22 protein-coding genes are annotated in these 25,428 nt (G+C 61.9%); 9 read left to right on the plus strand and 13 right to left on the minus strand.

Annotated features, from left to right (window positions below):
• The first annotated feature begins 154 nt into the window (after positions 1-154).
• A complete protein-coding gene (gene queG, locus NA619_RS21990) occupies positions 155-1,228 on the plus strand; it encodes a tRNA epoxyqueuosine(34) reductase QueG (protein ID WP_255963931.1) in 1,074 nt (357 codons plus the stop codon).
• Between the two features lie 212 nt (positions 1,229-1,440).
• Positions 1,441-2,589, plus strand: a complete 1,149-nt coding sequence (locus tag NA619_RS21995) for an aldose epimerase family protein (RefSeq protein ID WP_255963932.1) — start codon at positions 1,441-1,443, stop codon at positions 2,587-2,589.
• A 298-nt stretch (positions 2,590-2,887) separates the two neighbouring features.
• Here the strand turns inward: NA619_RS21995 and dgoD are convergent, their stop codons facing one another.
• The 12 genes from dgoD to mpl all read right to left on the minus strand — a co-directional run bounded on the left by dgoD (position 2,888) and on the right by mpl (position 15,009).
• On the minus strand, positions 2,888-4,036 hold the full coding sequence (gene dgoD / locus NA619_RS22000; RefSeq protein WP_255963933.1) for a galactonate dehydratase: 1,149 nt from the start codon (positions 4,034-4,036) through the stop codon (positions 2,888-2,890).
• Positions 4,037-4,062: 26 nt separating this feature from the next.
• Entirely contained in the window at positions 4,063-4,686 is a 624-nt protein-coding gene (locus NA619_RS22005; RefSeq protein ID WP_255963934.1) for a 2-dehydro-3-deoxy-6-phosphogalactonate aldolase, read from the minus strand.
• A complete protein-coding gene (locus tag NA619_RS22010; protein WP_255963935.1) occupies positions 4,661-5,638 on the minus strand; it encodes a 2-dehydro-3-deoxygalactonokinase in 978 nt (325 codons plus the stop codon). Before NA619_RS22010 ends, NA619_RS22005 begins: the two co-directional genes overlap by 26 nt.
• 38 nt (positions 5,639-5,676) lie before the next feature.
• Positions 5,677-6,645 (minus strand): L-arabinose ABC transporter permease AraH, encoded by a 969-nt coding sequence (araH, locus tag NA619_RS22015; protein WP_255963936.1) that lies wholly within the window; start codon positions 6,643-6,645, stop codon positions 5,677-5,679.
• 21 nt (positions 6,646-6,666) lie between these two features.
• Positions 6,667-8,181: an L-arabinose ABC transporter ATP-binding protein AraG gene (gene araG / locus NA619_RS22020; protein WP_255963937.1), complete on the minus strand. Its 1,515-nt coding sequence runs from the start codon at positions 8,179-8,181 to the stop codon at positions 6,667-6,669.
• A gap of 92 nt (positions 8,182-8,273) precedes the next feature.
• Positions 8,274-9,278 carry a substrate-binding domain-containing protein gene (locus tag NA619_RS22025; RefSeq protein ID WP_255963938.1) on the minus strand — a complete coding sequence of 335 codons (1,005 nt, stop codon included), beginning with the start codon at positions 9,276-9,278 and terminating at the stop codon, positions 8,274-8,276.
• 138 nt (positions 9,279-9,416) lie between these two features.
• Positions 9,417-10,235 carry an SDR family oxidoreductase gene (locus NA619_RS22030; RefSeq protein ID WP_255963939.1) on the minus strand — a complete coding sequence of 273 codons (819 nt, stop codon included), beginning with the start codon at positions 10,233-10,235 and terminating at the stop codon, positions 9,417-9,419.
• Positions 10,236-10,285: 50 nt separating this feature from the next.
• Positions 10,286-11,158 (minus strand): SMP-30/gluconolactonase/LRE family protein, encoded by an 873-nt coding sequence (locus tag NA619_RS22035; RefSeq protein ID WP_255963940.1) that lies wholly within the window; start codon positions 11,156-11,158, stop codon positions 10,286-10,288.
• Between the two features lie 24 nt (positions 11,159-11,182).
• On the minus strand, positions 11,183-11,908 hold the full coding sequence (locus NA619_RS22040) for a FadR/GntR family transcriptional regulator (protein ID WP_255963941.1): 726 nt from the start codon (positions 11,906-11,908) through the stop codon (positions 11,183-11,185).
• A gap of 509 nt (positions 11,909-12,417) precedes the next feature.
• Entirely contained in the window at positions 12,418-12,717 is a 300-nt protein-coding gene (locus NA619_RS22045) for a YceK/YidQ family lipoprotein (RefSeq protein ID WP_255963942.1), read from the minus strand.
• Between the two features lie 70 nt (positions 12,718-12,787).
• A complete protein-coding gene (gene ubiX, locus NA619_RS22050; RefSeq protein WP_255963943.1) occupies positions 12,788-13,417 on the minus strand; it encodes a flavin prenyltransferase UbiX in 630 nt (209 codons plus the stop codon).
• A gap of 242 nt (positions 13,418-13,659) precedes the next feature.
• Entirely contained in the window at positions 13,660-15,009 is a 1,350-nt protein-coding gene (mpl, locus tag NA619_RS22055) for a UDP-N-acetylmuramate:L-alanyl-gamma-D-glutamyl-meso-diaminopimelate ligase (RefSeq protein ID WP_255963944.1), read from the minus strand.
• A gap of 215 nt (positions 15,010-15,224) precedes the next feature.
• Here mpl and exaC point away from each other — a divergent pair, with 215 nt between their 5' ends.
• The 4 genes from exaC to eutC all read left to right on the plus strand — a co-directional run bounded on the left by exaC (position 15,225) and on the right by eutC (position 21,313).
• Complete coding sequence (gene exaC / locus NA619_RS22060) at positions 15,225-16,745, plus strand: acetaldehyde dehydrogenase ExaC (RefSeq protein WP_255963945.1); 1,521 nt, start codon at positions 15,225-15,227, stop codon at positions 16,743-16,745.
• Between the two features lie 165 nt (positions 16,746-16,910).
• Positions 16,911-18,359: an ethanolamine permease gene (eat, locus tag NA619_RS22065; RefSeq protein ID WP_255963946.1), complete on the plus strand. Its 1,449-nt coding sequence runs from the start codon at positions 16,911-16,913 to the stop codon at positions 18,357-18,359.
• Between the two features lie 242 nt (positions 18,360-18,601).
• Positions 18,602-19,996 carry an ethanolamine ammonia-lyase subunit EutB gene (locus NA619_RS22070; protein WP_255963947.1) on the plus strand — a complete coding sequence of 465 codons (1,395 nt, stop codon included), beginning with the start codon at positions 18,602-18,604 and terminating at the stop codon, positions 19,994-19,996.
• Positions 19,997-20,506: 510 nt separating this feature from the next.
• Positions 20,507-21,313 carry an ethanolamine ammonia-lyase subunit EutC gene (gene eutC / locus NA619_RS22075; protein WP_255963948.1) on the plus strand — a complete coding sequence of 269 codons (807 nt, stop codon included), beginning with the start codon at positions 20,507-20,509 and terminating at the stop codon, positions 21,311-21,313.
• A 274-nt stretch (positions 21,314-21,587) separates the two neighbouring features.
• Here eutC and NA619_RS22080 read toward each other — a convergent pair whose 3' ends face one another.
• The gene (locus tag NA619_RS22080; protein ID WP_255963949.1) at positions 21,588-22,016 is read right to left on the minus strand and encodes a RidA family protein; all 429 of its coding nucleotides are present in this window, start codon (positions 22,014-22,016) and stop codon (positions 21,588-21,590) included.
• 168 nt (positions 22,017-22,184) lie between these two features.
• Here NA619_RS22080 and NA619_RS22085 point away from each other — a divergent pair, with 168 nt between their 5' ends.
• The 3 genes from NA619_RS22085 to NA619_RS22095 all read left to right on the plus strand — a co-directional run bounded on the left by NA619_RS22085 (position 22,185) and on the right by NA619_RS22095 (position 25,069).
• Positions 22,185-22,997 carry a zinc-dependent peptidase gene (locus NA619_RS22085; RefSeq protein ID WP_255963950.1) on the plus strand — a complete coding sequence of 271 codons (813 nt, stop codon included), beginning with the start codon at positions 22,185-22,187 and terminating at the stop codon, positions 22,995-22,997.
• A gap of 140 nt (positions 22,998-23,137) precedes the next feature.
• Positions 23,138-23,665: an inorganic diphosphatase gene (gene ppa / locus NA619_RS22090; protein ID WP_015275614.1), complete on the plus strand. Its 528-nt coding sequence runs from the start codon at positions 23,138-23,140 to the stop codon at positions 23,663-23,665.
• A 198-nt stretch (positions 23,666-23,863) separates the two neighbouring features.
• Positions 23,864-25,069 (plus strand): tyrosine-type recombinase/integrase, encoded by a 1,206-nt coding sequence (locus NA619_RS22095; protein ID WP_023443659.1) that lies wholly within the window; start codon positions 23,864-23,866, stop codon positions 25,067-25,069.
• Positions 25,070-25,428 lie beyond the last annotated feature (359 nt).

Below are 25,428 nucleotides of genomic sequence, written 5' to 3' on the forward strand. Positions count from 1 at the left end.
CCGAGTGAATATCTGGCAGAATTATACGCACGCGCCTGACGGGCCGCCCGTACCTTCGCATTCCAGTGCAGCCCCACGATGCGGGCACACCCCGCTCCCCGCCGCGGCGCAGCAGACCATAGCGCGCCCCGCGCAACCTTTGAAGAATGCCCTGATGTCCAGTCACGCCCTCGACCCCGCTGCCCTAGCCCAATCCATCAAGGACTGGGGGCGCGAGCTTGGCTTTCAGCAGGTCGGCATCACCGGCGTGGATTTGGCCGAGCACGAAGCCCACCTGGATCGATGGCTCGCGGCCGGCTATCACGGCGAAATGGACTACATGGCGGCTCATGGCAGTAAGCGCTCACATCCCGAGCAACTGGTGCCGGGTACGCTGCGGGTGGTCTCGTTGCGCATGGACTATCTGCCGGGCGACACGCGTATGGCCGAGCAACTGGCACAGCCCGAAAAGGCCTATGTGTCCCGCTACGCGCTGGGGCGCGACTATCACAAGCTGATCCGCAAGCGCCTCCAGCAGCTGGCCGAGCGCATCCAGCAAGTCATCGGCCCGTTCGGATTCCGTGCCTTCGTCGACAGCGCACCGGTGCTGGAAAAGGCCGTGGCGCAGCAGGCCGGCCTCGGCTGGATCGGCAAGAACACTCTGGTGCTCAATCGCAAGGCGGGCAGTTGGTTCTTTCTCGGCGAGCTGTTCGTCGACATTGAACTCCCGGTTGACGAGCCGAACGCACGCGACCATTGCGGCAGCTGCCATGCCTGCCTGGACATCTGCCCAACGGACGCCTTCGTCGGCGAGCGGGTGCTGGATGCGCGGCGCTGCATTTCCTACCTCACCATCGAGCTGAAAGGGGCGATCCCGGTGGAGTTGCGGTCGAAGATCGGCAATCGCGTGTTCGGCTGTGACGACTGCCAGATCGTCTGCCCCTGGAATCGCTTTGCACGTCCCACCGAGCAAAGCGACTTCCAGCCGCGTCATAGCCTGGACAACGCCGAACTGGCCACGCTGTTCCGGTGGACTGAAGAGGAATTTCTCAGCCGCACTGAAGGCTCGCCCCTGCGTCGCACCGGCTACCGGAACTGGTTGCGCAATCTGGCCGTCGGGTTAGGCAACGCGCCTTCGAGCATTCCCGTTCTTGAAGCACTGCAATCGCGTCGAGACGACCCTTCGGACCTTGTACGCGAGCACGTCGAGTGGGCACTGGCCGAACACCAGGGCCGACAGGCTCACTGACTCGCCAGGGTGACGCGCAATCCCGGCTTCACAACAGAACCACGCGACCGCGCCCGACGACATACTCGTTTGCATATATCAGATGGCTTATTTGGTATTGGGAGGGAATGTGTCCGCTGTCTAGGCTTCAGCCGTCGCAACGCCGCCAACCAATCGCTCAGCGCTAGCGACGTGCACTCACGCGAAAAACAACAACAATGTCAGGTGAAGCCATGCAACCCAAACTGTTACTCAACGGAATTGCCCTGTCTCTCATGATCAGCACATTCGGCGCTCAGGCCGCGGGCCTGTCCAACCAGCAAGGCAGCTTCGGCAAGATGCCGGACGGCACCACAATCGAGAAATACACCCTGAAGAACAGCCAGGGCGTGGAGGCGGTCGTGATCACCTACGGCGGCGTGCTGCAATCACTGATGATCCCGGACAAGAACGGCAAGCTTGAAGACATCGTGCTCGGTTTCGATGATGTCGACGGGTACATCAAGAACGGCAACGTGTACTTCGGCGCGACCATCGGGCGCTTCGGCAACCGTATCGCCGATGGCCGCTTCGAGCTCGACGGCAAGAGCTACCAGATTCCGCAGAACGATGGCAGCAACGCCCTGCACGGCGGGCCGGAGGGGTTCGACAAACGGGTCTGGACGGCCAAAACCGCCGATGAGAAAGGCTGGGTCGGCGTCGAGCTGAGCTATGTGTCACCCGATGGCGAGATGGGTTTCCCCGGCACCCTGACCACCCACGTGACCTACAGCCTCAACGAAGACAACGAACTGCGCATCCAGTACCGCGCCACCACCGACAAACCCACGGTGCTCAACCTGACCAACCACAGCTACTTCAACCTCGCCGGAGCTGGGAGTCCGAGCGTGCTCGATCAGGTCGCGACGCTGCACGCCTCGCGCTACACGCCGGTCACCGAGAAGCTGATACCCACCGGCGAGCTGGCCGAGGTCAAGGGCACGCCGATGGACTTCCTCAAACCGACCCCTTTCGGCGCGCATATCAAGGACGATCATCAACAGCTGAAATACGCCGAATCCAAGGCCGGTGGCTTCGACTTCAACTGGGTGCTGGACACCGACGGCGACCTGAGCAAACTGGCTGCCGAAGTGCTCGATCCCGCGTCAGGCCGGCGGCTGCTGATGTACACCACCGAGCCCGGGGTGCAGCTCTACACCGGCAATTTCCTCGACGGCAGCATCAACGGCAAAGGCGGTAAGGCCTACCCGCACTGGAGCGCCTTTACGCTGGAAACGCAGCACTATCCGGATGCGCCCAATCAGCCGGACTTCCTGAGCACTCGCCTCGATCCGGGTGAGACCTATACCCAGACCACGATTTACAAGTTCCCAAAACCCTGACGTGAAAAGCCCCGCAAGGGGCCTTCCAATTGGTTCCGGCTCACCGCGGCAATAGGGTGGGCCGGGCGGCGCTTCGCTTCGGCCCGTCGTTATGAGCACGATGCGGAGGCCTGAAACGGAACGCCGCTTCACCACGGCATGATGTGTGATGGCTAGAACTTCGTTATGCACCTTGCCCTGGTCAGCGCTCGCAAGTGCGGAGCGGTTCCGTGGTGGGCTGAAGCCCACCCTACGGGTGCGGTGCTCCGCTTCAGCCCGCCGACTCAGGCACGACGCCACCGGTTGAAACGCCGCCGCGCTACCACTCAGCCACGCTGCCATCGGCGTGACGCCAGATCGGGTTGCGCCAACGATGCCCGATACGCGCCTGCTCCAGCACGTATTCCTCGTTGATCTCGATGCCTAAGCCTGGCCCGTTCGGGATGGCCACGAAGCCTTCCTCGTACGCGAACACCTCGCGATTGCTGATGTAGTCGAGCAGGTCGTTGCCCTGGTTGTAATGAATACCAAGGCTTTGCTCCTGAATGAAGGCGTTGTAGCAAACGCCGTCCAGCTGCAGGCAGGCCGCCAGGGCTATCGGCCCGAGTGGGCAATGGAGGGCCAGCGCGACGTCGTAGGCCTCGGCCATGCTGGCGATTTTGCGCGTCTCGGTGATGCCGCCGGCGTGGGAAACGTCCGGCTGAATGATGTCGACGTAGCCCTCGGCGAGGATGCGTTTGAAATCCCAACGCGAGTACAACCGCTCGCCCAGCGCGATGGGCGCGCAGGACAGCGGCGCCAGCTCCTTGAGCGCCTCGTAGTTCTCGCTGAGTACCGGTTCTTCGATGAACATGGGTCGGTACGGCTCGAGCTCCTTGATCAGGATCTTGGCCATGGGCTTGTGCACGCGGCCATGAAAGTCGACGCCAATGCCGATGTCGCCACCCACTGCATCGCGCACGGCCGCCATGTTTGCCAGCACGGCATCGACCTTGGCATGGCTGTCAACGAATTGCATTTCCTCACTGGCATTCATCTTGACCGCGCTGAAGCCGCGCGCCACGGCATCGCGTGCGGCATTGGCGGTGTCTGCTGGCCGGTCACCGCCGATCCAGGAATACACGCGAATGCGCTCGCGAACGCGGCCGCCAAGCAAATCGCTGACTGAGACACCCAGCGCCTTGCCTTTTATGTCCCACAACGCCTGATCGATGCCGGCAATGGCGCTCATGTGCAGGGGTCCACCGCGGTAGAAGCCGCCGCGATACATCACTGTCCAGAGGTCTTCGATGTTGCGCGGGTCGCGCCCGACAAGGTAGTCGGCCAGTTCGTCGACCACTGCCGCGACGCTGTGTGCACGGCCTTCGACCACGGGCTCGCCCCAGCCGGTAATGCCTTCATCGGTTTCGATTTTGAGAAACAGCCAGCGGGGCGGCACTACCAGTGTCGTCAGGCGGGTAATCTTCATCGCAGAGCTCTCTTGTAGAAAAATGATCAGGCCGCCGCCGCTTGGCGGGCCTGAATGAAGGCATGCGCCCGTCGCCCTACTTCGTCAGCAGGCAATCCCGGCGAATAAAGCGCCGAGCCAAGGCCGAAGCCGACTGCTCCGGCTTGTAAATAAGGCGCCATGTTGTCCGGCGTGATCCCGCCCACCGGCAGCAATGACGTGCCGGTTGGCAGTACCGCCAGCCATGCCTTGATCGCGCTGATCCCGACCTGCTCGGCGGGGAACACCTTGAGCGCATTGGCACCGGCCGCCAACGCCGCAAAGGCTTCGCTCGGCGTGGCTACGCCCGGGGTGCGATAAAGCCCGGCGTCTCTGGCCGCGTGCAGCACCTCGACAGCGCAGTGCGGCATCACGATCAGCTGCCCGCCGGCGTCCTTTACCTCCTGCACCTGCTGCGTCGAAAGCACCGTGCCGGCGCCGATCAGGCAATCATCAGGCAGGCCCCGGCGCAATATTTCGATACTGCGCAGTGGCTGCGGCGAGTTGAGCGGCACCTCGATGATGCGCATGCCGGCGGCATAGAGCGCACCGCCGACAGCCTCCGCCTCATCGGGACGCAGCCCGCGCAGAATCGCTATCAACCCGTTAACGGCCAGCGCTTTGTCGAACATGCGTCTCTCCCGTTTTGTCCGGAACCAGCCCGCCACCCACTGCAATTTCCCACAGCCCGGCGGCAGTTGCCTCGGGCGCGAAGCGCAGCGATTCGAAACCGAAATATTCCAGCGCCCACAGGTATCGCGCACATAGCGTCGAGTTGCCGATAAGGACGATGGGCTGTGAAGGCGGCACTTGCAGCACGGACGTCATGGCGACCAGTTCATGGCCGATCAGCAGCCCGGACAGGTAATCGGCCTGCGCCGCACCGCTGAGTTCGCCAGTCAGCACCAGCGTGCGGCTGCTGAAAATGGTCGCCAGCGGGCCCGACTGACCATCGCGGCCCTTGGCGACCTGCAACCCGCGCTCGAAGGCTGTGGTGTTGAAGGCATCGCTGATCACCGCCGTGCGCCCGAGGATCGTGTGACCGAGTAACGCCTGATAAACCTCGCCGGTCATGAAGGTCTGGAAACGACTGAGCTGACCACCCTCAACCGTGACCCACTTGCTGTGGCTGCCCGGCAGGCCAATCAGCAATGGCGCCCCATGATCGGCATCGGCATCGAGCAGGCCGAACACCTGGGTTTCCTCGCCGCGCATCACGTTGGGCAAGGTGCCACGCTGGATCACGCCGGGAACCAACCACAGCGGCATACCACGCGGGCGCCCGACAGGCAGCAGCGCCGAGCCGAGTTCATCGGCGCCAAGCGGCGCTTCCACGTAACTGGCTTCACGCCAACCCTGAGCACTGCCGATCATGCCGCAGGCGATCATCGGCACCTCTGGCGCCAACCGTTGCCAGTCGCCACAGGACTGCTCCAGTGCACGCTCAAAGTCAGCCTCACTGCCGTCAAGCTGCATCACGCCCAGCGGCAGGTTGCGAGTTTCCAGCGTTTCGCCGGCCGCACCGAGCCGATAAGCGCGCAGTGAACTGGTGCCCCAGTCCAGCGCGATCAGATGTGTGTTCACGGATTTCTCCAGCGCGCCGGCGAGCGGCGCGATTGAGATCAGCGCTGCTTCAGCCGATCGATAATCACCGCCAGCAGCAGGATCGTGCCGCGGATGACGTACTGGTAGAAGGTGTCGATGTTCTTGAGATTCATAGCGTTCTCGATGATCGCCAGGATCAGCACCCCAGCGATCACATGGCGAATCATGCCGATCCCGCCACTGAGCGAGACACCACCCAGTACGCAGGCAGAGATCACTGTCAGCTCGAACCCCTGTCCGATCATCGGCTGGCCCGAGGTCATCCGCGATGCCAGCACCACCCCGGCCAAGGCACCGATCAGGCCGTGCACCGCGAAGATGATGATCTTGGTGCGATCGACATTGACGCCGGCCAGCAGCGCCGCCTCCTGATTGCCGCCTATGGCCATGGTGTTGCGCCCATAGGTGGTGTAGTTGAGCAGCCAGCCGAAGAAAGCGAAGCAGACAACGGTGATCAGGATGGGCACCGGCACGCCGAAAAGGCTGCCATTGCCGAACAGGAAGAAGTCTTCCTGCATCACTCCGACGGCCTTGCCATTGGAGAAGATATAGGCCAGCCCGCGCACGATCTGCATCGTCGCCAGCGTCGCGATCAGCGCGTTGATACGCAGCTTGGCGATGACGATGCCGTTGATCAGCCCCACCACCAGCCCCATGGCCAACGCCGCCGACACGCCGAGAAATACGCTTTCGGTATCACGCATTACCACCGCCGCCACGACGCCAGCGCAGGCGATCACCGAGCCGACCGAAAGATCGAAGTGCCCGGATGCCAGACAGAACAGCATGGTGCAGGCGGCGATGCCAACGGTAGAAATCGCCAGGCCAAGACCACGCATGTTCAGCGGAGAGAGGAAGTTGTCGATGAAGATCGCCGACAGCACGAAGATGCCGAGCGCCGCCAGTAGCATTACCCAGTCATCGAGGAAGCGGCGCAGATTCAAGCCCTGTCGCGGCGCAGCCAGAGCGTTTTGTTGAGCAGACATAGAGCACCTCATCATTGTTATTCAGCCGCGCGAACGCGGAAGTGCCATTTGCAGCAGGCGGGACTCTTCGGCCTCAGCGCGAGACAACTCGCCGGTCAGCGCGCCCTCGCTCATCACCAGGATGCGGTCGGAAATGCCGATGACTTCCATCAGATCACTGGAGACGACGATCACTGCGATGCCGCTTGCCGCAAGGTTGTGGATGATCTGGTAGATCTCGGCCTTGGCACCGATGTCGATGCCGCGGGTCGGCTCGTCGAGCAGCAGCACCTTCATCGGCATCGACAGCCAGCGACCGAGGATTACCTTTTGCTGGTTGCCGCCGGAAAGAAAGACGATCTGCTGGTCGGGGGATGGCGTCTTAATGTTCATCGCGCGGATCTGCCGGTCGGCGTTCTCCCGCTCCCAGCGGCCCTGCACCAAACAACCCATGCGGGCATTGCGCCGGCGCGCACCGATGTTGATGTTTTCCGCCACACTGGCGAGCGGCACGATGCCTTCTTTTTTGCGGTCCTCCGGACAGAGCAGGATTCCCGATTCGATGGCATCGCGCGCCGACTTCAGTTTCAGCGGCTGCCCATCGAGCAGCACCGTACCGGCCTTATGCGGCGCCAGCCCGGCCAGCAGGCGCAGCAGCTCGGTACGCCCCGCGCCGACCAGGCCGAAAAAGCCTAGCACTTCACCGCGGCTGACCGAGAAGCTCACCGGCTCCTGCAGCCCGTGACCGAGCAAGCTTTCTACTCGCAGTGCCTCACCGTGATGCTCGCGCGGCCGGTAGTCGTAGATATCCTGGATATCCCGACCGACCATGCAGGTCACCAGCTGATCGTGGGTCAGTTCGCTCATGTCGTCGAAGGTGCAGACGAAGCGGCCATCCTTGAATACCGTGACGGCATCGCAGATGCGGAAGATCTCCTCCATCCGGTGCGAGACATAGAGCACCACCCGCCCTTCGTCGCGCAACCGCCCAATGATGGCCATCAACCGCTCGATTTCACGCGAAGACAGGCTGCTGGTCGGCTCATCGAAAGCAATCACGTGGGCATTGCGCGACATAGCCTTGGCGATCTCGACCAACTGGCGTTGCCCGAGGGACAGGCTGCCCAGGCGCGCCGCGGGGTCGATTTCATCAGCCAGCCCCTTGAGCAGTTCGCGGGCCTGGCGAAGCATCGCGCGACGATTGACCAACCCGAAGCGCGAAGGCATATGCCCGAGCAGCAGGTTTTCGGCCACGCTCATTTCCGGCACCAGATGCAGCTCCTGGTGAATCACCGCAACCCCGCTGGCGATGCTTTCGCCCGCTGAGCGGAACGCGAACGAACGATCACCGATCTGCAGCTCGCCGCTGCTGGGCTGGTAGGCGCCACCGAGGATCTTCAACAACGTCGACTTGCCGGCCCCGTTTTCGCCCATCAACGCATGCACAGTGCCGGGCCGAGCCACGAAGTTGATGTCCGACAGCGCCCGCACGCCCGGAAAGTTCTTGCCGATGCCGTTGAAACGCAGGCTCTCGCCCGCTTTGACTTGCTGAAACATGGAGCGTCTCCACCCTCGCCCGGGCAGCGCCCGGACGACATTCGATGCTGATAAGCGGCCCGAAAATCAGGCCTCACGCGGCGGAACCGGCCTTACTGCCAGAGCCCGATCTTCTCCAGTTCTTCCTGGAAGTTGGCGCGTGTGATCAGCGTGACTTCGTCCATGGCGGTGTACTTGGGTGGCTCTTTGCCCTCGGTGACCCACTCGTACATCATCCGCGCGGTTTCGTAGCCTTCGATATGCGGGCTCGGCAACATCGAGCCGAAGAAGCCGCTGTTGTCCTTTTTCAGCTCGCCGATGGCATCGGTGCCGTTGATGCCGATTCCGATCACGTTGGCGGCACTGAAACCGGCGCTTTCAGTGGCGCGTACGCCGCCCAATACGGTGTTGTCGTTCATGCCGCCGATGATCAGGTTCTTCGCGCCTCGCGGCAGCTTCACCAAAGCCGACGTGGTTGCGTTCATGCTGCCTGGCACGTCGAGCGTTTTCTGAGGCGTATAGAGGATGTGGTCTTCAGGGAAGCCGGCCTTCTTCAGCGCATCCACCGAGCCGTCAGTGCGTTTCTTGCCGGTGTCGAGTTCGTTGTAGGTGTTGATCACCGCGTAGGTGTCCTTCCAGTCCCAGCCGCGGTTCTTGGCTTCTTCAGCCATGGCCGCGCCCTGCTTCTGGCCCACTTCGAAGGCCGCCATGCCGAGATACGGCACGTCCTTCATGGGCTGGCCCTTGGCATCGACGAAGCGATCATCGACCGCCATGACTTTTAGGTCATTGAACTTGGATTTGGCGACGATGGCCGGGCCGAGCGCTACGTCAGGCGGGCAAATCACGAAGCCCTTGGCGCCATTGGCGGCCAGACTGTCGATGGCGGCGAGGGTTTTCTCACCGTCCGGCACGGCGATCTTGAGCAGGGTGAAACCGTGATCCTTGGCGGCTTTCTCCGCGAACGCCCACTCGGTCTGGAACCAGGGCTCCTCGGGCTGCTTGACCAAGAAGCCGATCTTGACCTCTTCCTTGGCCATTGTTGCGGCGGCGAAACTCATCGCGCCGACAGTTAACGCCGCGCAGCAAAGCGAACGGATTCCGATAGAACGGAACATAGCTACCTCCATTATTCTTATTGAATAGCTGTTATTGACCCTTAGGCGGTCAGCACCTGATACGTCACCACCGAATGCCCACTGGCGGCTTGCCGCAGGGCCGCGTGCAGCCCTTTTTGAATCGAAATTTCATCGTCCTTAGTCGTGGTAAAGCACCGAGCGGCCGCCATCGATGGTGATGCAGGCGGCATTGATGAACGGCGCCTCGTCGGTGGCGAGGAACAGTGCCGTCATCGCCACTTCTATCGGCTGACCGATGCGCCGTGGCGGGTGCATGTCGAACGCGCGCTGTCGCTCGGCATGCGGATCGGAAAAATCATTCCAGTAGTCGACGTTGAGCTGCGTCTCGATGTAGCCCGGCGCGATGGCGTTGACGCGAATACCCTTGGGCGCGTATTCGATGCCCAGCGCGCGGGTCAGGCCGAGCAACCCATGCTTGGCGACCGGATAGGGAAAACAGCCGGGAATGATGTTGGTCGAGTGCACCGAGGCGATGTTGATGATGTTGCCGATGCCGCGTTGCACCATATGCGGCAGGGCTGCCTTGCAACCAAACCAGACGCCGTCCAGGTCGATGGCGAAGCAACGCCGCCAATCTTCCTCGGTCATTTCCAGCGGGTCGCGGAATACGTTGACCCCGGCGCAATTGACCAGCACGTCGAGTTGCCCGTACTGCTCGAGAGCCAGGTCGACCAGAGCTTCGAGCTCAGCAGGCTTGGTAACGTCGGTCTTTAGCGCAAGCACCTCACCGCCGCGCTCGCGCCAGCCGGCAGCAACCCGCTCGGCCTTTTCACCCTGGATATCGCCGATGACGACTTTGGCCTGCTGGGCCTGGAAGCAGGCCACGATGGCCTCGCCGATGCCCTGGGCGCCACCGGTGACGACCACGACCTTGCCTTTCAGGCGTTCGCCGCGTTGGGGTTGGGGTGTCGGTGGCAGTGAAAGCGGTGAAGCCATGTGAACAACTCCTGATCGAATGGGTGGCCGCAAACGGCCGGGTAACCGGGTCAGCCCGCGAAGCGTGTACAGGGAAGGCCAACGACGCCGACGTCGGCCATCAGCACGGCGCCGTCCAGTGCGGTCGCCGCCTCGCCCGGCCTCGCCGAGGTGACATACAGATGGGTCAGGTTCGGCCCGCCAAACACGCAGCTGGTGGGATGACTGACGGGCAGTTCAACAACGCGATCAAGGCAACCGTCTGGTGCGAAACGCAGCAGACAGTGACCTCCCCAGCGCGCGTTCCAGACGTAGCCTTCGGCATCCATTGCAGAACCATCGGGCACGCCTCGCGGATGCGGGCCGGCCCAGGTATCGCGACGGGTCAGATGGCCTGCATCAGCAATTTCATGGATGAACAGGGACTCGTCCAGCGTGTCGCCGCAGATGACGCGGTCGCCGGCCTCGCTCCACAGCAGCGTATTGACGATGCCCAGATCGCTGAGCAGCTGCATCACCGAGCCGTCCTGATCGATCCGGAACAACCCGCCCGAGCGCCGGGTGATCGGCAGATCGCTGCCGTCGTCGTCGATGTTGTTTTGCATGGTGCCGAGCCAGAGCCGGCCCTGTGCGTCGCAACGCGCTTCGTTGGCGCGGTTGCCGGGAGTAGCGTCGGCAACGCAGAACCGCTTGAGATTTGTTTCGGTTGCCTGCAGATCGAGACGGTAGACGCCGCTGGACAAGGTCACCAGCGCATCGCCGGACTTACAGGGAATGAAGGCCGATACCGGCTCGGTCAGTTGCCATTGCCGATAACCGTCCGTCCCCATCCGGCAAGCCAGTCGACCGACGATGTCAGCCCAGTAGAGCGTCTGGTCCGGGGCATCCCAGAAGGGGCCCTCGGCCAAGATGTAGCGTTGTTGCGAGATGGGCAGCCATTGCATGGTCGCACTCCGCTTTCATTGTTTTTATGGCGCAGTCTGCTCGCCGCGTAACACGACCAGCTCCGGGTAGTTTCGTGAAATGGTCAGGGCCGCGCGCTCGATCAGCGTCATGCAGGCCCATACGCCACGCGCGACATCGCGGCTGGCAATGGCGTCGGAAATATCCTTGTGCAAAGGCAGGGTCAGGCCGAGCTCGTCAGGCACCGTCGACGAAACCTCGAAGGACACCGCCAGCAAGGCGCCCAGCGCCGGCACCATGCGCTCGATGAATTGGTTGTGGCTGGCCGCGAGAACCGCCTCGTGGAAGAGCTTGTCGGCGCGGTTGTATTCATCTTTGTCGCCCAGGGACTCGGCGAGCATCTGGTAGGCAGCCTGAATTTCGGCGATCTGCTTGGGCGTCGCGCGCTCGCAGGCCCAGCGCACGGCGGTCGGCTCGATAGTCCGGCGCAGATCGAGCAGGTCCATCACGAAGCTTTCCGGCAGGCCGTTCTCAGCCAGCCAGCCCACCACCTGGACGTCGAACAGGTTCCAGGACCGCACCGGCGTGACTCGCGTGCCGACTTTAGGCCCGACATCCAACATGCCTTTGGCCACCAGCGTCTTGATCGCCTCGCGAATCACGGTGCGGCTCACACCCAGCTCTTCGCAGAGACCGGCCTCGACCTTAAGCGCCTCGCCCGGCTGAACCTTGCCCGACGCGATCCAGGAACCCAGCCAATCCACCGTTGCGCTGTGATAGTTGTTCGACATGCGAGCCTCTGTGCAGCTGCCCTTGGGTCTACTGAACCCTATCATCATATGATTGGCTGTCAAATCCGACGGTCGTGTTTGATCGCCAATTAGATCGAATGGTGTAGCAAGCGACTTGCACGCCGTTGAATTCAGCGCAGCTAAGCGCAACTAAGCGCAGCGTGTAAGGCGGTACTGAGGAGAGCGGACGTTCTACCCGAGGCTTGTGCAGGCATGAACGGCCGGACGACGACATCCCAGGCGAGGCGCGTTGAATCCGGATGAGATCATATGAATGGGTACTAGAGAACGCTACGGTGCGTCGCTGGCGGCTCGCGATCAGGCCAGGCCTCATCGTCTTCCCTCGCATTATTGTTCTTCGTGGTGGCCATGACGGCCCTGCATGACACCACTCTATGAACAGCCATGCGCGCTGCCTAATGACAGCCACTGATCTGGCGATAACCGTTTCTTATCGGTAAGCACCACGCAGAAGATGCGCGACGGAAAATGACTTTTGTTGCGAGGGATCAGAAACCGCCCTGCACGTTCAGCCCCAGCCCGAGCACAGCGGCAAGGGAGAACGGGAGCAGAAGCGTGTCGAGCAGCAAACTGGCGGGCAGATCGAGCGCAGCGTACCGGGGCGCGTCGGCACCGAAGCGATCAACCGGGCAGCAGCCGCCGTTGAGGCTGTACCAGTCCAGGCGAGTGCCGGAGTAGACGATCGGGGCCCCGGGCTTGCCAGCATCGAGGGTTCGGACCGTACCGCAGCCCGAAAGCAGCAGGATAGCCAGCGCGCTGGAGCAGAGTCGCATCGCTGATCGATTCATGGCCGCTCCGTTGGTTGTCTTAGCCGCCTGATGAACGTCACTACGCTCACCCCTTTCATGCTGGGTTGGTTTAGTCGTCGCTGACGATATGGTGCTCGCCCCAGCGCGGCAGCATGTCCTGCGGGATGTTGAGCAGGTTGAGAATCCGCGCCACGACGAAATCGATCAGGTCATCGATTGTCTGCGGCTGATGATAGAAGCCCGGTGACGCCGGCAGGATGGTCACACCAAGGTTGGACAGCTTGAGCATGTTCTCAAGATGGATGCTCGAATACGGCGCTTCCCGCGGCACCAAGATCAGCTGGCGGCGTTCCTTCAACGCCACATCAGCAGCGCGCTCGATCAGGTTGTTGCAGGCGCCCGTGGCAATAGCCGACAGGGTGCCGGTGGAACAGGGCACCACCACCATCGCAGTCGGCGCGCCGGAACCGGAGGCCGGCGGGGCCATCCAGTCTTCTTTGGCAAACACGCGGATTTGCCCTGCCGCCGCGCCAGTGTATTCGGAGAGAAACGCCTGCATGGCCTGTGGCTTGGGCGGCAGCACGACATCGGTTTCGGTGGCCATCACCAGTTGCGCCGCCTTGGAGATCAGGAAATGCACCTCGCGATCTTCCTGAATCAGGCAATCGAGCAGGCGCAGGCCGTATTGAGAGCCCGACGCGCCGGTCATAGCGAGGGTGATGCGTTCCGGTCCGTTCATTCGTTGCTGTTGTCCTATCGGGTGGTCTTCTTGGTGGGCTGAAGCCCACCCTACTGGGCTTAGTCGTGTTCTGGCGGGCTAACGCCAACCCTGCCTTGTCATTTGAAGTAGGGGCCAGCTTGCTGGCGATCAGCGGTGGGAGCAGGTTTGCGATCGCCAGCAAGAATCGTAGGGTGGAAAACCGCGAAGCGTTTTCCACCACCGCAACCATACGCGCGGAAAAGCCTTCGGCGTTTTCCACCCTACGCCAAAGCTTGCGCCAACTTCGTATGCAACCCACCGAAACCACCGTTGCTCATTACCACCACTTGGGTGCCCGGCGTGGCGTCGGCCTTGACCTTGGCGATGATCGCCTCAAGCGAATCACACACGGTGGTCGGCACGGGCGAGCCGGCGACCGTCGCGGCCAGATCCCAGCCGAGATTGGCCGGTGCGTACCAGATCGCCTGATCCGCAAGCGCCACGGACTCAGCCAGACCTTCGCGGTGTGCGCCGAGTTTCATGGAGTTGGAGCGCGGCTCGACCACAGCAATGATCGGCGTATCGCCTACCTGCTTGCGCAACCCGTCGAGGGTGGTGGCGATGGCGGTCGGGTGATGGGCGAAATCGTCGTAAATGGTCACGCCGTTGACTTCGGCGACCTTTTCCATGCGTCGCTTGACGCTCAGGAATTCGCTCAGCGCCTCGGCGCCCTGCTTCGGTAGCACGCCGACATGGCGCGCCGCGGCAAGCGTCGCCAGTGCGTTGTTGACGTTGTGCAAGCCGGTCAGCGCCCAATCGACAACGCCCTGCACAGCGCCCTCGAAGATCACCTCGAAGCGCGAACCATCAGCGCTCAGCAGGTTTGCCTGCCACTGCCCGCCATCTCCAGTGGTCTGCACCGGCGTCCAGCAGCCCATACCGATCACACGCTTGAGCGCCGTCTCTGACTCGGGATGGATAACCAACCCTTCGCTGGGCACGGTGCGCACGAGATGGTGGAACTGCCGTTCGATGGCCGCGAGATCCGGAAAAATGTCCGCGTGGTCGAACTCAAGGTTGTTGAGAATCGCCGTGCGCGGGCGGTAATGGACGAACTTGCTGCGCTTGTCGAAAAAGGCGCTGTCGTATTCGTCCGCCTCGACCACGAAGAACGGCGTGCCCCCCAGACGCGCGGAGATACCGAAATTCTGCGGCACACCACCGATAAGGAAGCCTGGGCTCATCCCGGCATGTTCCAGCACCCAGGCGAGCATGCTGCTCGTCGTGGTCTTGCCGTGGGTACCGGCGGCGGCCAGCACCCAGCGCCCTTGCAGCACGTGATCAGCCAACCATTGGGGGCCGGACACATAGGGCAAGCCCTTGTTGAGCACGTATTCCACCGCAGGGTTACCGCGCGACAGCGCATTGCCGACCACCACCAGATCCGGCGCCGGCTCGAGCTGGCTGGGCTCGTAGCCTTGCGTCAGTTCGATGCCCTGGGCTTCGAGCTGCGTGCTCATGGGCGGGTAGACATTGGCGTCCGAGCCAGTGACGCGGTGGCCCAGCTCCTTGGCCAGCACTGCCAGCGATCCCATGAAGGTGCCGCAGATGCCGAGAATATGGATATGCATGAATGACCTCTGAAATACGCCGCGCCGGGCAATGGGATCAGGCGGCACAGCCACGCCTGTCGGCGCCGAAAACTGCGGCGCAGATTAGCACAGCACTGGCGCTGCCAATGCCCGACCAGCGGTACACCGCACGTCGCCTCACCAGCCGACGAACGGACTTTGTTCTACGCTGGATCACAGCAGTCCCACACAATTACAAGTCCCGGAGACTCATCATGCGTTACGCCCATCCCGGCAGCGAAGGCGCTGTCGTTTCCTTCAAGTCCCGTTACGGCAACTTCATTAACGGCGAGTTCGTCGAGCCAGCCAACGGCCAATACTTCACCAACCTATCCCCGGTGAACGGCCAGCCCATCGCCGAATTCCCCCGCTCCGACGCCGCCGACATCGAAAAAGCCCTGGATGCCGCCCACGCCGCCGCCGATGCCTGGGGCAAGACCAGCGTGCAGGCGCGCTCGCTGATCCTGTTGCAGATTGCCGACCGGATCGAGCAGAACCTCGAAATGCTCGCCATCACCGAAACCTGGGACAATGGCAAGGCCGTGCGTGAAACGCTGAATGCGGACATCCCGCTGGCCGCCGACCACTTTCGCTATTTCGCCGGCTGCATCCGTGCCCAGGAAGGCACCAGCGCCGAGATCGACGAACACACTGCGGCCTATCACTTCCATGAACCGCTGGGCGTGGTCGGGCAGATCATTCCCTGGAACTTCCCCATTCTCATGGCCGCCTGGAAGCTCGCGCCAGCGCTGGCCGCGGGCAACTGCGTCGTGCTCAAGCCTGCCGAGCAAACACCGCTGGGCATCGCTGTGTTGATGGAAGTGATCGGTGATCTGCTGCCCCCGGGCGTACTCAATGTCGTGCAGGGCTACGGCCGTGAGGCCGGTGAGGCGCTGGCGAGCAGCAAGCGCATCGCCAAGATCGCCTTCACCGGCTCCACCCCGGTCGGCTCGCACATCATGAAGCGCGCCGCCGAAAGCATCATCCCGAGCACTGTCGAGCTGGGCGGCAAGAGCCCCAACATCTACTTCGAAGACATCATGCAGGCCGAGCCGACCTTCATCGAGAAAGCCGCGGAGGGCTTGGTGCTGGGCTTCTTCAACCAGGGCGAAGTCTGCACTTGCCCGTCACGGGCGCTGGTGCAGGAGTCTATCTACGCCCCCTTCATGGAAGCGGTAATGAAGAAGGTCTCGCAGATCAAGCGCGGCGATCCGCTGGACACCGACACCATGGTCGGCGCTCAGGCCAGCCAGCAGCAGTTCGACAAGATCATGTCTTACCTGGAAATCGCCAAGCAGGAAGGCGCCGAGGTGCTCACCGGCGGCGCGGCGGAGAAGCTGGAAGGCTCACTCGCGACCGGCTATTACATCCAGCCGACGCTGCTCAAGGGCACCAACAAGATGCGTGTGTTCCAGGAGGAAATCTTCGGCCCGGTGATCGGCGTAACCACCTTCAAGGATGAAGCCGAAGCGCTGGCCATCGCCAACGACACCGAGTACGGCCTGGGTGCGGGTGTATGGACTCGCGACATCAACCGCGCCTACCGCATGGGCCGCGCGATCAAGGCCGGGCGCGTCTGGACCAACTGTTACCACCTCTATCCGGCGCATGCGGCGTTCGGCGGCTACAAGAAGTCCGGTGTCGGTCGCGAGACCCACAAGATGATCCTCGACAGCTATCAGCAGACCAAGAACCTGCTGATCAGCTACGACATCAATCCACTGGGGTTCTTCTAACCCTCACGCGCCGAAAGAGTGCCGGCCCGCGCCATATGGCGTCGGGCTGGTGCGCCTTTGGCTGCTCCTCCGTTCCGAACGTCCCGCTAACACTTACAACCCCTAAAGGCACAGCGCTTGCTTTAACGATCCTGCCGTACCCGAACCCATCAGAGGATGATCTTCATGGCTCTCGAACACAGCAGTGCGACCACCCCGCCCCACGCCACCGATTTCGAAGCAGTTGGCAGCACCTATTTCAAGGAACGCGAACTGAAGAAAGGCGCCGCCGGCTGGGTGCTGCTGGTCGGGCTGGGCGTTGCCTATGTGATTTCCGGCGACTATGCCGGCTGGAACTTCGGCCTGGCGCAAGGTGGCTGGGGAGGCCTGTTCATCGCGACACTGCTGATGGCGACCATGTACCTGTGCATGTGCTTTTCGCTGGCCGAACTCTCCTCGATGATTCCTACCGCGGGCGGCGGTTACGGCTTCGCCCGAAGCGCTTTCGGCCCACTTGGGGGCTTTCTCACCGGCACGGCGATCCTCATCGAGTACGCCATTGCGCCAGCAGCCATCGCTGTGTTCATTGGCGCTTACTGCGAATCGCTGTTCGGCATCGGCGGTTGGGCGATCTACCTGGCCTTCTACATCATCTTTATCGGCATCCATATCTTCGGCGTCGGCGAGGCGCTGAAGCTGATGTTCGTCATTACCGCAATCGCGGCGCTGGCACTGGCGGTATTCATCGTCGCGATGGTGCCGCACTTCTCGGTGGACAAGCTGCTGGACATCGCCCCGACCACCGCGGCCGGCGCCAGCAACTTCCTGCCCTATGGTTACGTCGGTATCTGGGCGGCCATTCCCTACGCGATCTGGTTCTTCCTCGCGGTCGAAGGCGTGCCGCTGGCTGCTGAGGAAACCAAGAACCCACAACGCGACATGCCGCGCGGGCTGATCGGCGCCATGCTGATTCTGGTGGCCTTTGCCGGCCTGATCCTGCTGGTCGGCCCCGGCGGCGCCGGCTCAAGCACGCTGGTGGCATCCGGCAATCCGCTGGTCGAGGCGCTGACCACAGCTTATGGGTCGTCCACCTGGATGAGCGGTTTCGTCAATCTGGTCGGCCTGGCCGGTCTGATCGCCAGCTTCTTCTCGATCATCTACGCCTATTCACGGCAGATTTTCGCGCTGTCGCGGGCCGGTTATCTGCCTCGCAAGTTGTCGTTGACCAACAAGAACAAGGCGCCGGTGCTGGCGCTGATCATCCCCGGCATCATCGGCTTTCTGCTTTCGCTGACTGGTCAGGGCGACCTGCTGATCCTCGTGGCGGTGTTCGGCGCGACCATTTCCTACGTGCTGATGATGGCCTCGCACATCGTCCTGCGCCTTCGCCGTCCCGACCTGCATCGCCCGTACAAGACGCCCGGCGGCGTGCTGACGTCCGGTATTGCGCTGGTTCTGGCGTGCATCGCAGTGGTCGCAGGCTTCCTGGTCGACCCGCGCGTGGTGATCGCCGCAGCGGTGATCTACGGCGTCTTCATTGCCTACTTCGCGTTCTACAGCCGGCACCACCTGGTGGCCGGCACGCCGGAAGAAGAATTCGCCGCAATCGAGAATGCCGAGGCATCGCTTAACTAGCAGGCTGCTGAAAACGTGAGCGAGGCAGGCAGTACAAGGCGCAACGACCGAAAGGAGTAACAGCCAAACGGCTGGCCCGAAGGGCGAGCGTCGCGAGTCAAAGCGGCCGAAACAGCGGACCGGGCTCGCGTACGAGTTTACGTGTTGTAAATGAGCATGTTGACTGGGCTCGCAACCGAGGCCGCTTTTAACGCAGGGATGCCAACGCAGGTAGTTTTCACAGCTTGCTATGGGGGACGAGCATGGCGGGATACACGCACAGCGTAGGCGGAACGAACTGGCGATTCGACAGCCTGCGCGAGGTAATGGCCAAGGCCAGCCCGGCGCGCTCCGGTGATTACCTCGCCGAAGTCGCAGCCGACAGCGATGCCGAGCGCGTGGCCGCACAGATGTGCCTGGCGCAGATCCCGCTCAAGCGCTTCCTCGAAGAAGTTTTGATCCCGTACGAGACCGATGAAGTCACCCGGCTGATCATCGACAGCCACGACACCGAAGCCTTCGCCCCGGTCAGTCACCTGACCGTCGGCGACTTCCGCAACTGGCTGCTGGGGGATGATGCCGACGAGGCTGCGCTCAAAGCATTGGCAGCGGGGCTGACGCCAGAGATGGTGGCCGCGGTATCGAAGATCATGCGCGTGCAGGACCTGATTCTGGTGGCGCAGAAAGTGCGCGTCGTCACCCGCTTTCGCAACACCATCGGCCTGCGCGGGCGCATGTCCACCCGCCTGCAACCCAATCACCCCACCGACGAAGCCGCCGGGATCGCGGCCAGCATCGTCGACGGCCTGCTCTATGGCAACGGCGACGCGGTGATCGGCATCAACCCGGCCACCGACAGCACCAGCGGCATCTGCGAACTGTTGAAGATGCTTGACGCCATCATCCAGCGTTACGAGATTCCGACCCAGGGCTGCATCCTCACCCATGTCACCACCTCCATCGAGGCGATCAACCGTGGCGCGCCGCTGGACCTGGTGTTCCAGTCCATCGCCGGCACCGAAGCGGCCAACACCAGCTTCGGCATCAACCTGGCGGTATTGCAGGAAGGCTTCGAGGCCGGCCTGTCGCAGAAGCGCGGGACGGTCGGCGACAACCTGATGTACTTCGAAACCGGCCAGGGCTCAGCCTTGTCGGCCAACGCCCACCATGGCGTCGACCAGCAAACCTGTGAGGCTCGCGCCTACGCCGTGGCACGCAAATTCAAACCGCTGCTGGTGAACACCGTGGTTGGTTTCATCGGCCCGGAATACCTCTACAACGGCAAGCAGATCATCCGCGCCGGGCTGGAAGACCACTTTTGCGCCAAGCTGCTCGGCGTGCCCATGGGCTGCGACATCTGCTACACCAACCACGCCGAAGCCGATCAGGACGACATGGACATGCTGCTGACCCTGCTCGGTACCGCCGGCATCAACTTCATTATGGGTATTCCGGGCTCTGACGACGTGATGCTCAACTACCAGACCACCTCCTTCCACGACGCGCTTTATCTACGCCAGAGCCTCGGGCTCAGACCCGCTCCAGAGTTCGAGGGATGGCTGGCAAAAATGGAAATTCTGCGCCAGGACGGCGGGCGACTGCAGATGGGGGAGCAGCTTCCGCCCGCCTTTCGGCAAGCGCTGGAGCGGCTGGTGTGACGACCAGTAGGATGGTGTTGAGCGAAGCGATGCCCATCAAATCCCGGACCAACGATGGGTATCGCAAGCTCAACCCATCCTACGGAGCGACTGGCATGACGATGTCCATTAGTAGCGCCGTACCATGTGGGCTGGCTTTTCGTAGGATGGTGCTGAGCGAAGCGATACTCATCAAATCTCGGACCAACGATGGGTATCGCAGGCTCAACCCATCCTACGGAGCTGCGCCAGGACGGCGGACGGCTGCAGATGGGCAGCGAGCTACCTCCGGCCTTCCGCCATGCGCTGGAGCGGCTGGCATGACGCCGTCGAGCCCAGGCAGCCCGCTGAAGTCTGGCCATGTCCGTGCACGCATCGGATCGCCAGCAAGCTGGCTCCTACAGATACCGCACGGCCCGCATTTCGTAGGAGCCAGCTTGCTGGCGATCAACCCCATGCGAAGACCTGCCGGAGCGGGGAATGCACACTCCTTGCTCGCAAACCGAGCATGCATACCCTTCGGAGGTCACCATGCCTGATAAGCCCACCGCCATCACCAACCCCTGGGCTCACCTGCGCCAGCTCACCCCAGCGCGAATCGCCCTGGGCCGTGCCGGCGCAAGCCTGCCAACCGACGCCCAGCTCGATTTCCAGTTTGCCCACGCCCAGGCCCGCGATGCAGTACACCTCTCGCTCGACTGCGCAGACTTGGCGGTGCAGATCGAGCAACAAGGCCATACCTGCCTGCAGCTGCATAGCGCTGCACCGGACCGGAATACCTATCTGCAACGCCCCGACCTTGGCAGGCGCCTGAGCGACGAATCGGCCATTGAGCTAGACAAGCACACGCACCAGAACGGAGCGGGATACGACCTGGCCATCGTCATCGCCGACGGCCTTTCCGCGCTTGCAGTTCAACGGCACGCCCTGCCCTTGCTGCAGCGCATTGAGGAACAGATCGAGAAAGATGGCTGGTCGCTTGCGCCGATCACCCTGGTGCAGCAAAGCCGGGTGGCGCTCGGCGATGAAGTGGGCGAGCGCCTCAAGGCGAAGATGGTGGTGATGCTGCTCGGTGAACGACCCGGCCTCAGCTCCCCGGACAGCCTTGGTCTGTACTTCACCTACGACCCGAAAGTCGGTCGCACCGACGCCGACCGCAACTGCATCTCCAACATCCGGCTGGAGGGTCTGAGCTACAACCTTGCCGCTCACAGACTGATCCACCTGATGCGCGAAGCCTGTCGCCGGCAGCTCTCGGGCGTGAACCTGAAAGACGAAGCGGAAATGCTCAGCCTCGACGACAACTCACCGAAAGTCGGCAATTTCCTACTGAGCTAAGCGGCGGCCGTATAGAAGAAGCTCACTCGCACCGCCAAGGCTGCCATTGAGGGCTCACAACTGTGCAATTGGGATTCTGCATCCCGCCTGCACCCTCGCGCAGCAATCCACCAAGCATGATTCCGCTGACGTGCTTGCGCATGAGAGACGTCGAGTTCTTAGAGGTCGTTTCAAGCAAACGCACAGCCTCGCAGCATCAGTCGAAACCGAAGCAGTTCCACTCCTGCATTGCCGATTTGGATACTTCAAACGCTACCCACTGCTCCCCGCCCGATCAGGTCTCCGGCAACACCACCACTGCATCCACTTCGAACAACATCCCGTCCAGCGCCAGCCGCGGGACCGGGATCAGCGTGCAGGCCGGCTTCATCTCTCCACCAAATGCACGCGCCAGCTCCTCACCGAGAATGGCCAACCGCTGCTCGTTGTGGTCGACGATCAGCACCGTCAGCTTGGCAACCTGCAAGGGCTGGCCGCCCGCCGCAGCAATGGCAATCAACAGATTGTCCATTGCCTGTCGAACCTGCTCATGAAAATCCGCTGACAACCGACCGTCCTCGGTCTCGCCACCCTGCCCCGCAATGAACGCCAGCCGTGCTCCGCCCGGAACAACCGCCACATGGGAATAACCATTGGGTGCAGGATCATAGAGCCCGGGCGGATTGATCAAAGTTGGCTTGGGTGAAATATCCGATTCGCTCATGCTGTTCCCGTTAATCAAGTCGATTGAATGCCGGTAGGCGCTGATCGGCATGGTAGTACGTTCAGCATGACGCACGGTTGTCGGGGCTAACGGGCACGAACGTCCACGCGGCTTGCCGGCGCCCAGCTCGCCGCTTAAGGTTGACGCCCCTGACTGGAAAGCTTCTCCATGTGGTCATTTCGCGACTGGCGCCGCAAGCGCATCCTCGCCCGCCTCGCCATCGAACCTGCACTCTGGCAAAGCGTGCTGGACAGCCTGCCGATACTCGACGGGCTTAACCGCGAAGAGACCGAGCGCCTGCGCGAGCGCAGCCTGCTGTTTCTGCACGCGAAGCGGCTGACTGCGCTTCCGGGCGTGGATCTGGAACCGGCAGACAGGCTGCGTCTGGCTGCACAAGCGCAGCTGCCCTTACTGCAGCTAGCCGACCTGGACTGGTATCAGGGTTTCCACGAAATCGTGATCTACCCGGACGATTTTCATAGCCCGCAGAAGCACCGCGATTCCGCTGGCGTCGTTCATGAGTGGGACGGCGAACACAGCGGTGAGGCCTGGCTGCAGGGCCCGGTCATTCTGGCTTGGCCCGGCGTCAAGGAAAGCGGCGGTTGGGAAGGCTACAACCTGGTCATCCACGAGCTCGCGCACAAGCTCGACATGCTCAACGGCGATGCCAACGGCTTGCCCCCCTTGCATCGCAACATGCGCATCGAGGCCTGGGCGAATGTCATGCAGAGCGCCTACGACGCCCTCAATGCCTTACTCGACGCCAACCCTGATGCCGACACCGCGATCGATCCCTATGCCGCGGAGAATCCTGCGGAGTTCTTTGCCGTCACAAGCGAGTATTTCTTCTGTGCACCGGACGTCCTGCACGCCGCCTTTCCCGACGTCCACGAGCAGCTCGCCCTCTTCTACCGGCAGGACCCGCTGACGCGCCTGAAGGGCCTGCAGGAAAGCCGTCCCGAGTACGCGGAACCTCGTTGAGTTCGAGCCGTCGAATGCGCGCATCACGATGCCAATGGCGGCCCCCCGAGACCGGCATGGCAAAACGCCCGACAGTGCGCCTATAATCGCGCCCACTTTTTTAGCCCCAGGCCGCGTTGGCCGACCACGGAGCAATGTTCATGAGCTACAGCAAAGTCCCGGCCGGCAAAGACCTGCCAAACGACATCTACGTCGCCATCGAAATCCCGGCCAACCACGCGCCGATCAAGTACGAAATCGATCACGACACCGACTGCCTGTTCGTCGACCGTTTCATGGCCACCCCGATGTTCTACCCGGCCAACTACGGCTTCATCCCGCACACCCTGGCTGACGACGGCGACCCGCTCGACGTACTGGTCGTGACCCCCTACCCGGTTGCCCCAGGCTCGGTCATCCGTTGCCGCCCAGTTGGCGTGCTGAACATGACCGACGAAGCCGGCGGCGACGCCAAACTGATCGCCGTCCCGCACGACAAGCTGAGCCAGCTGTACGTGGACGTGAAGGAATACACCGACCTGCCGCCGCTGCTGATCGAGCAGATCAAGCACTTCTTCGAGAACTACAAGGATCTGGAGAAGGGCAAGTGGGTCAAGGTTGAAGGCTGGGAAGGCGCCGACGCCGCCCGAGCCGCCATCATCAAAGCTGCCGAGGCTTATCAGAAGTAAGCCAAAGCACTGAAGAAAAGCCGGCCACAAGCCGGCTTTTTTATTGCCCGAAGAAATCCAACAAGATCCTACAGCCCTAGTAAATAAGCGGCTTACAGCTTAGCATCCATCCCAAGACATCCAGTAGCCACCTATAAAATCCGCGACCAAGGTGTGGGTCAGAGTGTGGGTTGAGGGGTGTGGGTTTGAGGAGGAGCAATGGGTAAGCTAACCAGCAAGACAGTGGAGTCGATCGCCAAAGCTGCCACGCCAGGAAAAACCAACGATGGCGACGGCCTGTACTTCCAGGTATCCAAGAGCGGCGGCACAAGCTGGATCTTTCGCTACAAGCTGGACGGCCGAAGCCGCGAAATGGGGCTAGGCCCCTTCCCTGCCGTCACACTCGGCCAAGCCCGACAGTTGGCCGCCGACCAACGCAAGCTCCTAGCCTCCGGAAGCGACCCACTCGCAGCCCGCGACGCGGCAAAAGAAGCCAAGCGCGAGGCCGAACGCCAAGCCGCAGCACGTCGCATGACGTTCGAGGATCTCGCTCGCGAATACCAGCAGGCACACGGCGGCAGCTGGTCTGAGAAATGGCGGAAAGGCTGGCTACGCAAACTGGAGCTCTACGCTTTTCCAACCATGGGCAACCTGTCTGCTGACATCATCAGTACCGAGCATGTGCTTGCTGCATTGCAACCCATCTGGGCAACCAAGACCCGTACCGCTGATGAAGTCCGGGGCCAGATCGAGCAAATACTGGATGCAGCCAAGGCTCGGCGCTTACGCGAGGGGGACAACCCTGCCCGCTGGCGCGGACACCTGGACAACTTGCTGAGCAAGGCAGAGAAGAAGAAGGCCAGGCAGCGCCAGCACTTCCCAGCACTGCAATGGAAAGACACTCCGAAGCTGATAGCCGCTCTAGCCAACATCGATACACGTGACGCCATCGCAACCAGGCTGCTGATTCTGACCGGTGCTCGTTACCACATGATCCAACATGCTCAATGGTCCGAGTTTGACCTCGAAGCTGGCACCTGGGCACTTCCGGCTGAGCGCATGAAAATGCGAAAACCTTTCGTCATCCCACTGTCGCCCCAGGTAGTCGAGATGCTAAAGACCATGAATAAGACTCATTCAATCTATCTTTTCCCTGGGCAAGGGAAGAACGGCGTCATGCATGGCAACGCAGTTCGCAACCTACTGCACAAGCTAGGGCATGCAGACATCACGAGGCACGGCTTTCGATCGACCTTCCGGGACTGGGCAAACGAATGCACCAACTACCCGCGAGAGGTTTGCGAACTTGCGCTTGCGCATGACGAACGCGACCAGACCGAGGCAGCCTATTCACGCTCCGATCTTCTGGAGAAGCGCAGAGCTCTGATGGCAGACTGGGCAGATTTCTGCACAAGCCTGCAATGAGGAGGTTCGCATCAAGGGACTACATCGAACGCAGACGCCCGATGATGACCTGATGGAGTGAGCACATTCAGCAAGCAGCTACCGGCAATCTTTCGATGTCAGCTATCAAGGAAAGTCGGGACAGAAAGGTCGTTTCGATACGCTGATTAGTGCCAACTACCGTTAAGCAGACGGTAGTAACAGGCAGCAACCGGCCAAAAGCGGTCATCTAGCATCTACGAAACCGGAGGCGATTCAGAATTCTGCTGTGCGCTCACCAGAACTTGGTCGACAGTTGCTCGGAGCGCAAGAAGTTGCGCTGGAGGTGGCAAGGCGGATCGACTGGAGGTCGACTTAAATGCGCTTGCCGAGCACGGCGG

It is taken from the genome of Stutzerimonas stutzeri, assembly GCF_024448895.1.
GTDB classification, from domain to species: Bacteria; Pseudomonadota; Gammaproteobacteria; order Pseudomonadales; family Pseudomonadaceae; genus Stutzerimonas; species Stutzerimonas stutzeri_Q.

What these genes read in the sequence shown, in the direction of transcription:
- queG (WP_255963931.1), top strand. Translation starts at nt 155, where the DNA reads ATGTCCAGTCACGCCCTCGACCCCGCTGCCCTAGCCCAATCCATCAAG.
- NA619_RS21995 (WP_255963932.1), top strand. Translation starts at nt 1,441, where the DNA reads ATGCAACCCAAACTGTTACTCAACGGAATTGCCCTGTCTCTCATGATC.
- dgoD (WP_255963933.1), bottom strand. Translation starts at nt 4,036, where the DNA reads ATGAAGATTACCCGCCTGACGACACTGGTAGTGCCGCCCCGCTGGCTG.
- NA619_RS22005 (WP_255963934.1), bottom strand. Translation starts at nt 4,686, where the DNA reads ATGTTCGACAAAGCGCTGGCCGTTAACGGGTTGATAGCGATTCTGCGC.
- araH (WP_255963936.1), bottom strand. Translation starts at nt 6,645, where the DNA reads ATGTCTGCTCAACAAAACGCTCTGGCTGCGCCGCGACAGGGCTTGAAT.
- araG (WP_255963937.1), bottom strand. Translation starts at nt 8,181, where the DNA reads ATGTTTCAGCAAGTCAAAGCGGGCGAGAGCCTGCGTTTCAACGGCATC.
- NA619_RS22025 (WP_255963938.1), bottom strand. Translation starts at nt 9,278, where the DNA reads ATGTTCCGTTCTATCGGAATCCGTTCGCTTTGCTGCGCGGCGTTAACT.
- NA619_RS22030 (WP_255963939.1), bottom strand. Translation starts at nt 10,235, where the DNA reads ATGGCTTCACCGCTTTCACTGCCACCGACACCCCAACCCCAACGCGGC.
- NA619_RS22035 (WP_255963940.1), bottom strand. Translation starts at nt 11,158, where the DNA reads ATGCAATGGCTGCCCATCTCGCAACAACGCTACATCTTGGCCGAGGGC.
- NA619_RS22040 (WP_255963941.1), bottom strand. Translation starts at nt 11,908, where the DNA reads ATGTCGAACAACTATCACAGCGCAACGGTGGATTGGCTGGGTTCCTGG.
- NA619_RS22045 (WP_255963942.1), bottom strand. Translation starts at nt 12,717, where the DNA reads ATGAATCGATCAGCGATGCGACTCTGCTCCAGCGCGCTGGCTATCCTG.
- ubiX (WP_255963943.1), bottom strand. Translation starts at nt 13,417, where the DNA reads ATGAACGGACCGGAACGCATCACCCTCGCTATGACCGGCGCGTCGGGC.
- mpl (WP_255963944.1), bottom strand. Translation starts at nt 15,009, where the DNA reads ATGCATATCCATATTCTCGGCATCTGCGGCACCTTCATGGGATCGCTG.
- exaC (WP_255963945.1), top strand. Translation starts at nt 15,225, where the DNA reads ATGCGTTACGCCCATCCCGGCAGCGAAGGCGCTGTCGTTTCCTTCAAG.
- eat (WP_255963946.1), top strand. Translation starts at nt 16,911, where the DNA reads ATGGCTCTCGAACACAGCAGTGCGACCACCCCGCCCCACGCCACCGAT.
- NA619_RS22070 (WP_255963947.1), top strand. Translation starts at nt 18,602, where the DNA reads ATGGCGGGATACACGCACAGCGTAGGCGGAACGAACTGGCGATTCGAC.
- eutC (WP_255963948.1), top strand. Translation starts at nt 20,507, where the DNA reads ATGCCTGATAAGCCCACCGCCATCACCAACCCCTGGGCTCACCTGCGC.
- NA619_RS22080 (WP_255963949.1), bottom strand. Translation starts at nt 22,016, where the DNA reads ATGAGCGAATCGGATATTTCACCCAAGCCAACTTTGATCAATCCGCCC.
- NA619_RS22085 (WP_255963950.1), top strand. Translation starts at nt 22,185, where the DNA reads ATGTGGTCATTTCGCGACTGGCGCCGCAAGCGCATCCTCGCCCGCCTC.
- ppa (WP_015275614.1), top strand. Translation starts at nt 23,138, where the DNA reads ATGAGCTACAGCAAAGTCCCGGCCGGCAAAGACCTGCCAAACGACATC.
- NA619_RS22095 (WP_023443659.1), top strand. Translation starts at nt 23,864, where the DNA reads ATGGGTAAGCTAACCAGCAAGACAGTGGAGTCGATCGCCAAAGCTGCC.